General features: G+C 66.9%; 7 protein-coding genes. 3 read left to right on the top strand and 4 right to left on the bottom strand.

The features are described from left to right. Positions 1-76: 76 nt before the first annotated feature. Positions 77-316, bottom strand: a complete 240-nt coding sequence (locus tag AB0B50_RS43340; protein WP_362343198.1) for a hypothetical protein — start codon at positions 314-316, stop codon at positions 77-79. Positions 317-1807: 1491 nt separating this feature from the next. Here AB0B50_RS43340 and AB0B50_RS43335 point away from each other — a divergent pair. Beyond that, a complete protein-coding gene (locus tag AB0B50_RS43335) occupies positions 1808-2389 on the top strand; it encodes a hypothetical protein (protein ID WP_362343195.1) in 582 nt (193 codons plus the stop codon). Here AB0B50_RS43335 and AB0B50_RS43330 read toward each other — a convergent pair. Together AB0B50_RS43330 and AB0B50_RS43325 are read right to left on the bottom strand one after the other, a co-directional pair. Then, positions 2310-3266, bottom strand: a complete 957-nt coding sequence (locus tag AB0B50_RS43330; RefSeq protein ID WP_362343192.1) for an IS5 family transposase — start codon at positions 3264-3266, stop codon at positions 2310-2312. The genes AB0B50_RS43335 and AB0B50_RS43330 overlap by 80 nt on opposite strands. 431 nt (positions 3267-3697) lie before the next feature. Then, positions 3698-4450, bottom strand: a complete 753-nt coding sequence (locus AB0B50_RS43325) for a Crp/Fnr family transcriptional regulator (protein WP_362343189.1) — start codon at positions 4448-4450, stop codon at positions 3698-3700. Between the two features lie 1059 nt (positions 4451-5509). Between AB0B50_RS43325 and AB0B50_RS43320 the strand changes: the two genes are divergently transcribed. Then, complete coding sequence (locus AB0B50_RS43320) at positions 5510-5758, top strand: DUF397 domain-containing protein (RefSeq protein WP_362343186.1); 249 nt, start codon at positions 5510-5512, stop codon at positions 5756-5758. Then, on the top strand, positions 5704-6339 hold the full coding sequence (locus AB0B50_RS43315; RefSeq protein WP_362343183.1) for a DUF6082 family protein: 636 nt from the start codon (positions 5704-5706) through the stop codon (positions 6337-6339). The genes AB0B50_RS43320 and AB0B50_RS43315 overlap by 55 nt, the downstream gene beginning before the upstream one ends. Here AB0B50_RS43315 and AB0B50_RS43310 read toward each other — a convergent pair. Continuing rightward, positions 6305-6625, bottom strand: coding sequence for a hypothetical protein (locus tag AB0B50_RS43310; protein ID WP_362343180.1), 321 nt, complete (start codon positions 6623-6625; stop codon positions 6305-6307). The two genes, AB0B50_RS43315 and AB0B50_RS43310, sit on opposite strands and share 35 nt — an antisense overlap. Positions 6626-6645: the final 20 nt, after the last annotated feature.

The following is a 6645-nucleotide window of genomic DNA, read 5'->3' as shown; positions in this document are numbered from 1 at the left end:
CTACACCTCAGACTGCCATGCGCGACCAGCACGAGCACCTCGGAACAACGTCACGCCAGATCCGTGACCAGCCACTTCACGATGCACACCGCTCAATGGGCAGATCGGTGACGGGCGCGCTGGCCGGGGGCTCCGTGGACGGCCGGTCCTGCGGCGGCTCCATGGGGGTGTTCCCCTGATCGAAGAGCGGCAGCAGCGGGGCGAGCGACGGGTCGGACGACAGACGCTGCAACAACAGCCCCCGTACGGCATCACGCAGTTGGTCGGGGGACTTAGCACCGGACAGTAAACCCGCAATGTCAGGCTCGGCGGTCATCGCTCACCAGCCCTCGTCCAGTGACTCCAACGAGAGTTCGAACTCGTTCTCCGCTTCCGCCAGGCGCCAGGCCTCGGTGAGGGGCTGTGCCGACAGGGAGCGGGGGGAGAGGTCGGGCAGCGAGTAGCCGGGCGCCCAGCCGGGCTCGGCAGGCTGCGCGGAGGTCCTTGCAAGGGCAGCCTGCGGTGGGTACTCCGGGTACGGCGATGGGGCGGAAAGTCCCTGGTACGACGGCTCATCCGGTGTCCCGGACGAACAGCAGGGTAGGAGACCTGCGTGACCGAAGTCGGCGCGGACGGCCCCGAACGCCGCAACAGATCCGCGAGGACGACGGTGCGCAGCAGGGGATCGCGCACGTCCACCCCGCGCCGCCGCGGCCCGTCGAGCCAACCCGACCGATCTCCCGCATACCGGTGGTCGCGCCACCGCGGATCGCTCGCTTCGAAATCCGTTTCGGTCTCCGCGCCGCCGCTCTCCGCGTACTCCGCGAGTGCGGCCTCCGACAGTACGTGGAGGGCCTCCGCGAAGGCCTCCACGGGGACCTCCTCCCCGGTAGACAGCTGTGTCGTCGGCTTGGCAAGCCCCTTGCCAAGCGCCATGTTCAACAGGGCGGACTGCAGGTTCGGGTCGGATGCCAGCCGAGCCAGGAGGGCACTCACCGAACCGGACGTGCCCCCTACCGGCGACCCCGTTCCCGCTCGCGCCTGCGAGGCTGGGGCACTTCCCGGGCTACTGAGCCCGCCGATCACGGCACCACCGAGCGCACCCAGCGCCGTACCCCAGCCCGGAACCACGCTCCCCGCCGCCGCCCCCCTTGCGGCACCGGCGGCTACATGGCCCAACCGCGGTGTGACATCGCGGTTGAGCCAACCGAGGAAGTCCTCGACCTCCTCCGGTGACATGCCACGGGTGGCGAAGGCCCGAGCGAGATCTTCCTGAGGCCAGTCGGCGACCTCCGGACGGAGCACTTCCGTCCTCAGCCGGTAGAACCTTGCGTGCCCTTCTCCATCGCTCATGTCGCACTCCTCCGGCTGCTCTCCGGGGGCGAGCGTCAGCCCGTCCTATAGCCTGCATGCTGCCGCAGCACACCGAAGAGGGCGCCCGGCGGTACTCAACCAGTCGCCGGGCATCTCCCCAAGGTTCCCGACGCGTGGAGACTATGACGGTGCAGGGCTCCCGTTTGCGGATATCTGGCGCCACTGGACACATCGCCGACCAGCGGCACTGCCGCCAGGCGTGGCACGCGGAGGCTCCTCGGCGTACAGGAACGACACAGAAGGCGCCCACGACAGATGAGGACATCCACCGACATCCACGGGCGTATCTGCGAACCATGCGTTTGGGTATCTCGGGGAACGCCGATTGCCTTAGAGCGTTGTGGCCAACCGAACCGCAGCTCGAAGAGCTGCGGTTCTTTCATGATCGACGTGTTCTCGTCGGTGAGGCCGGGCAGCACCGTGACGTCTGGGTTTCTTGTCGTGGAGGTGGCCGGTGCCGTCGGTGATCGCAATGATGGAGCGGCGTGAAGCGCGGGCTCGTAACGTCCTGGACGGGGCGGAGGAGCGGTTGCGTGCGGCCGAAGAGCAGGCCGTAGAGGCCCGTCAGCGGTGGGAGTTCGCCCGGATCGGGCGGGAGGAGCTGATGGACGAGCTTGCTGCGGCAGGTGCGCAAGCAGCGCAGGCGCCCGCCAATACAGGGGCGGCGGACGACGGGCCGCAGGTGACGGGCAGCGAGACCGGGGTGCCCTCGCGCCGGGCGCGTGAAGGCTACGACGAGCGGCCGTCGCAGTGGCACGAGGGCCTGGACCGGCAGGTGTTGTGCGGCATGTACCGGCAGATCTTCGAGACGGTCGTGGCCGCCGGCGGCCTGGTGGACGTGGCGACGATCGCAGACGCCCTGGGGCAGGGACGGGAAAAACTCGCGGTGGAACGGGTGCGCCACCGTGCCTACGCCCTGCACGCCAAGGGCTGGCTGGAGCGGGAGAAGGGCCTGTTCAGGCCAGCTGCGGGCCCGGCTGGCGACCCGGCCGGCGATCGGGCCAGTGCCGGCGCTCGCCGGCGATCCGGCGGGTGAGCGTGAGCAAGCCGGCCCACCAGACCATCTGCTCGTGATGGTCCGGGCGGCGCTCGTGGTCACGGTTGAGACGCCGGGCCCGTGAGAGCTGACCCAGGGTGCGCTCCACCACCCAGCGGCGGGCCAGAACGGTGAAGCCGCGTGTCCCGTCCGGACGTTGAACGACCTCGACCCTCACCCCGTGCCGGGCAAAGGCATCGGCCAGGGGCTGGCCCTGGTAGGCGCTGTCGGCCCAGATGAGTTTCAGCAGCCGCCCGGGCTCGTCCATATAGCGGTCCAAGAGTGCGGGCGCGGGCTTGGAGTCGTGCACGTCGGCCGGGGTCACGATGACTTCCAGCAGGTCACCGCATGTGTCGGTCAGGATCGAGCGCTTGCGGCCGTCGCGCTTCTTGTTCCCGTCGAAGCCGCGTGATGTGACGACAGTGTCCGCTCCGTCGACGGACTGCGCGTCGATGATCCCGGCCGTCGGCTCCGCGCTCCGGCCTCGCGCCAATCGGTCGGCGCGGCACAACCGTTGGTACAGCTCCCGGACGTAGCCGTGCGCACGCCACCGGCGAAAGAAGTCGTACACCGCCCGCCACCAGGGATAATCCCGTGGCACGGCCTTCCACTTCCCGCCGTTGTCGACCACATAGCGCACCGCATCAATCATGTCGCGGTGGCAATACTCCTCCGGACGGCCGCCTCTGGACTCCATCCAGGCCGGCATCGGCATCGACGCCCGGACCAGAGCCCACTCCGTGTCACTCATGTCGGTCTCGTAGTACGACTCCCGCCACCTCGGAGCGATCGCCCCGAACTGGTGGACGTAGCAGTCGCATTCCAGGGTGACGGGGTTGGACGTCTCGGGCACGGCAGTGGTCCACTGGGTGGGCAACGGGTCTCCTCGGAGGGCTTGGTCGACTCAACCGTGTCCCTACCGAGGGGCCCGTTCTTTCATGCCCGCTACCCGCACCGCACGAGCGTCCGCCCCCCCGGCTACGCCGCAGCCGCCTGGGTTACGTGGGCTTGACCAAACGCATGGCTCCCGGGGAGAGCACCGGCCGGTCGACGGTGGTGAGCGCGTGATGCAGCTCGGCGACGTTCACGGCCACGGCGACGCCGCCGAGACGGGGTCCGTCGTCCGCCGACTTCCATCGAGGGGCTGGCCCCCCCCGGGGGGGGTGGGGGGGGCTCAGCCAGGCCGCGGCGAGCGAGCCGTCGCGCGACGCGTTGGATTCACCACCTGGTCCATCCAAGCTGAAAGAGAGCTCGCGTGCCGAATTCCGGCACGCAGGCTCCCTCCCTCTCCTCCGCCATCGGCCTCAACTACACCGCGGCCGCGCCCACCCTGCTTGCAGTGGCTCCACCAGGCGGTACAAGTCGTTCAAGCTGTTTCCGGTCCCGGATGTGAACCGTCCGGTATCCGGTCTCGATCGCGCCGCGATATCGCAGCTCCCGAAGGTCGTTCTGGACCGCTGCCGGACTCTGGCCGATGGAGGCGGCCATCATCTCCTGGCTCATGCCAGAAAGGCGAGCAGCAGGATTCTCGGCAGTACCCAGAGCCTCACTGATTTCCAGCAGAAGCCAGGCTGTCCGCCCAATGCTGTTGAGACAGTCCACGGCCCGCCGTGCTCCCAAGCTCTGGACGCGTCGAGAGAGGGCCCAGATCAGGGCAAAGCTGATTTTAGGTTCCTGCTGCATGAAGTGCACCAGACGCGGAACTGTGATCACCACACAGGTAGTCTCGCTTGTGATCGTCCGCGCGAAATACAGCTCAGAATTCGGCGCGTAGAGATCAGTATCACCGAGCAGCTCGCCGGATCCCCGGAGGAGGCCATTCCCGGCACCTCCTTGCTCCATGACACAACCTCGCAGCAGGAGATACACCACGTCACCGGCGAGCGGGACAGCAGTACCGCGGGTGAAGTTCTTCGTGCGGCCCAGCCGGAAGAACGGCTTCAGGAGGTCCTGCGGGATTTGCCCCGCGAAACCCCGATCAGGCCAGAACTGGCTGAGTTCCCCCGGGGGCACCGTGGCTCCCGAATCTCGCGTCAGCGGACTCACCCGGGAGCCGCTCACCAATGCCCCTCAGCGGACGAGATCACCGAGGCTCCAGTCCGAGGGCCGACGACGTTCGCCGGGGGGCCTTGCACGCCCCCCAGGGCGTAAATGATCGCCGCGACTGCCCCTACGAGCCCCGAGACGGCCGTAATCAGTACGGCGATCTTGACTGGGGTGGACTTGGGAAAGATTTGAACGATACGGTAGGTGAGAAGCGCCACTAGTGAGACTATGGCGACACAAGCGATCAAAAAGATCGCGAAGTTGAAGCTCATGGTTCCTCAATTCGCCGAGCCCTGAAGGTCAAGGGTGCCTTGGTAGTGACGCCCTAATGGCGAATATACGGGCTCGGTAACATAAAAAACAACGCCTGCAGAGATACTTCATGCTGGCGAAGGCGAATTCGATAATGCTAGGGAATTGGGTCGAGTCGATTTAACTAAATCGAAGAACTTCCTAGTTCTGGGGAGTCTTTCCCGCTGATAAGACGAACCATGGAGGCATCGATACGGCCTCTTCGCCGAGCCCGACTCGACCGGAGGGTGAGCCCGGGGTGGTAGCCGGGCATCACCCTCCATGCCGGAACCTCCGGCATGCTGCCTGAGCGAGATGCTGGACAGGGCGACTGGCTCCCGCATGGGGAGGGTCTGATGCGGACCAAGGACGTGCAGGTGGGCGGCACTTACATCGTCAACGTGCCCCAGCGGATCCCGTCTTCCATACGCGACCAGATCCCGCGCACCCCCGACCTCTCGACCACCGGCCCCTCCTCGCTGTCGACCGCGATCTCTTCGCTGTGGCCCCTTGGCGCCGGCCGGTCCGCACCCTCCCCGCTCCACACCACTGCGCGAGGGCCGCAAGACCCCGCTGGAACGCCTGCTGCGCCTTGCCCGGACCCACGGAGCCGTCCGGGCCGCGTGGCCGGTCGCTCCGGTCGACCAGGAGCACGAGGTTGCGACAGGGGTTGCGCCTATCCGTTGCGCTGGATGTTGCGCTAGGTGTTGCGCGGCCCGCAGGACCGTCCCCTCGAGTACGAAACCCCGGAATGAGTGCGTCCTTGGTCGGTAGTCCGACACCATGGCCTCAACGGCAGGAGGTGCCCGCATGCGAATCGAGCAGTGGACGAGTGCCAGCGGCGACGGAGCTTCGTGCGTCGAAGTACGGCGAGACGAAGCCGGGGCCTGGGTTCGCGACTCCAAGAACCGCAACCCCAGGATTCACGTCTCTGCCGCCCCTTGGTGGACCTTCCTCCATTACCTCCAGGAGGATCCATGCGAATCCGTCAGCGGATCATCCGCGTGCTGCCTTGGGCGTGCAGCGCAGTAGCTCTGATCGGGCTAGGAGCGGCAATGCCTTTCCTCCTCAACTGGGCAGCCCCCGAGAGCACAGACTGGGACCGGTTGAGCAGCATCAGCCAGACCTACGCCGCCCTGTCCATCCCTCTTTCCGGCGCCGCGCTGCTCGGTGTGGTCTGGTCCCTCATATTCCAGGCACGAGCCCTGGAGAAGGACAGCAATGATCGGTATCGCGGAGCCCTCCGTGAGCTGCTGCTGCATACAGCGGAAGACCCTTCACTGCTGGTCTGCTGGGATCCACCGATGTCTCCGATGACCCAGGAGCAATACCGGCTCCAGATCTTCAACAACGCCATCATTCTGAGTTGGCGCGCCGAATACCTGAATGGCATGATCCCGGATGCGATGATGCGTGATCAGCTTTATCGGATGCTGCGCGGCCAGGTCGGGCAGAAAAACTACGCCTCCACCAGGGCCCTTTGGCTGAGCCAGGGCGCGCGCTTCAGCGGCAAGGCGAAGCGCTTCGTGCAGTTGCTGGAAGAGGCTTTCCAAGCGGCGGCGGCTGCGGGGCCTGCTCTCACCCTGGAGGATTACTTCTTGCCGGACGCCTGAGCTGTGAGAGATCGCAGGTGCAGTTCCCGCCTTCGTAGTGCGTCTTGTCGCACTCCTCGTGGTGGTCCCGCGGCGGCTGCTTCGTCGGGGCCGCCGACGGCGCGGGCTGCGGGTCGGGCTGTGCAGTGCCGGCCTCGACGACTGGCACCGCGCCCGCCCAGTCCATGCCCAGCGTGGCGAGGGCGGCGCGCTGGGCATGGGTGAGCTTGTCCCGCCTCGACTTGGTGTTCGAGAGCCGCACCCCCAGCTTCACCGGCACCGGCTCCGCCTCGCTCTCTTCGCTCATTAGCGACAGCGGCCCGCCCG

Source organism: Streptomyces sp. NPDC041068 (assembly GCF_040647455.1).
GTDB lineage: Bacteria > Actinomycetota > Actinomycetes > Streptomycetales > Streptomycetaceae > Streptomyces.
The sequence above is the reverse complement of the archived record's forward strand: the minus strand, read 5'-3'. Positions and strand labels throughout refer to the sequence as shown.